3 protein-coding genes are annotated in these 1,452 nt (G+C 70.4%); 1 reads left to right on the top strand and 2 read right to left on the bottom strand.

Annotation, left to right across the window (positions count from 1 at the left end):
- Nucleotides 1–388, bottom strand: a 388-nt coding sequence (locus AB0G02_RS40020; RefSeq protein ID WP_360805706.1) for a beta-ketoacyl synthase N-terminal-like domain-containing protein, incomplete at its 3' end; no start/stop codon positions are given.
- 231 nt (nucleotides 389–619) lie between these two features.
- On the opposite strand from AB0G02_RS40020, the gene AB0G02_RS40015 reads away from it, so the two are divergent.
- A complete protein-coding gene (locus AB0G02_RS40015; RefSeq protein WP_360805703.1) occupies nucleotides 620–1,030 on the top strand; it encodes a hypothetical protein in 411 nt (136 codons plus the stop codon).
- On the opposite strand, the gene AB0G02_RS40010 is transcribed toward AB0G02_RS40015, so the two are convergent.
- Nucleotides 1,017–1,452: TetR/AcrR family transcriptional regulator (locus tag AB0G02_RS40010; RefSeq protein WP_360805700.1), on the bottom strand; the 436-nt coding region annotated here is incomplete at its 5' end. The genes AB0G02_RS40015 and AB0G02_RS40010 overlap by 14 nt on opposite strands.

Raw genomic sequence — 1,452 nt, 5'->3', positions numbered from 1 at the left:
TCTCCAGCAGCACCCGCTGCTGCGGGTCCATCGCCAACGCCTCGCGCGGCGAGATCCCGAAGAACGCCGCGTCGAACCCGCCGGGATCGGTCAGGAACCCGCCGTGCCGGGTGGACGACGTGCGCGGACGGGTCGACGTGGGGTCGTAGAGGCGGTCCAGGTCCCAGCCGCGGTCGTCCGGGAACGGACCGATGGCGTCGGTGCCGGCGGTGACCAGGTCCCACAGGTCCTCCGGCGAGCGCACACCACCGGGGAACCGGCAGGCCATGCCGATGATCGCGATCGGCTCGTGCCGGTCCGACTCGACCCGGTGCAGCTGCTGCCTGGTCTCGTGCAACTCGGTGGTCACGCGCTTGAGGTAGTCGCGAAGCTTCTGTTCGTTCGCCATCCAGGGAATCCCGAGTTCGTGGTCGAGGAGGCCGAAGACCTCGTGGCCGCTTCCGGTGGGGAAGCGCGTCCGCTCGGAGGAACGGGCGGCACCGCCATCGTCGGAACGTCCGCTAAAGGCGCGCTAAGGGGTTACTTGGGCCCGGAGGGCTTTAGCCGCGGCCAAGGACGGCTGAAACAACGGGGTGCACCATCCCGGCGAGGCGATCACCGACGACGAGAGGGGCGAGTGATGACGACCGTCATCGAGTTCACCGAGCGGACCGTCGACTGGAAGCTCGTCGGCTCCCCGGTGCAGGAGGCGATGTCCCGGCCGGGCGACGCCTTCACCTACTACGACGAGGTCTACGGCGACGGGGGTGAGGTCATCGGGCACGTGCTGGGTTTCGTCACGGTGGCGGAGGTGCGTGCTCCCGACGGGCACGTCATCACCGATTACGAGGAGGCGGTGGAGCTGCCGGACGGCACGATCCGGGTGTCCGGGCGCGCCGACCGCGCCGACATGCTGGCCGGCGGCACGGTGCGGTTCGACGCGGTCGGGACGAGCGGGGCGTACACCGGGCTGAAGGGCACCCGCGAGTGGTACATCGAGGGACCCGCCGGCCCGGACGTGGTCGCCCACGTGAAGATCACGCTCGACTGACCGCGCGGGTGGTGCGCAGGCCGTCGCAGACGATCTCCATCATGCGGGTCGGGATCTCCGGGTCGCCGGGGTTGTGCTCGGCGGCGGCGTGCACTCCGGCGAAGAAGCCGTTGAGGTCGGCCACGGTCACGTCCCTGCGGATGACACCGCGGTCCTGGAGGTTCACCAGCACCTCTGCCAGCGACCCGTGCATGTCGGCCACGGCCGCGGTGACCTTCGTGTGGGTGCTGCTGCTGACGCCGCCGAGCGCCTGCGCGAGTGCCACGTTGGCCGCGCCCTGCTTCGCGCAGTGGACGCAGAACTCGAAGAACGCCGTGCCGGGGTCCGGCGCCGAGGAGATGGCCCGGACGCGGTCCGCCAGCTGCTCGACGTGGCTGAGGATGACCGCCTCGAACAGGCCCTCCTTGGTCGGGAAGTGCCGG

The organism is Actinosynnema sp. NPDC023658, assembly GCF_040639995.1.
In the GTDB taxonomy this organism is placed as follows: domain Bacteria; phylum Actinomycetota; class Actinomycetes; order Mycobacteriales; family Pseudonocardiaceae; genus Actinosynnema.
The sequence above is the reverse complement of the archived record's forward strand: the minus strand, read 5'-3'. Positions and strand labels throughout refer to the sequence as shown.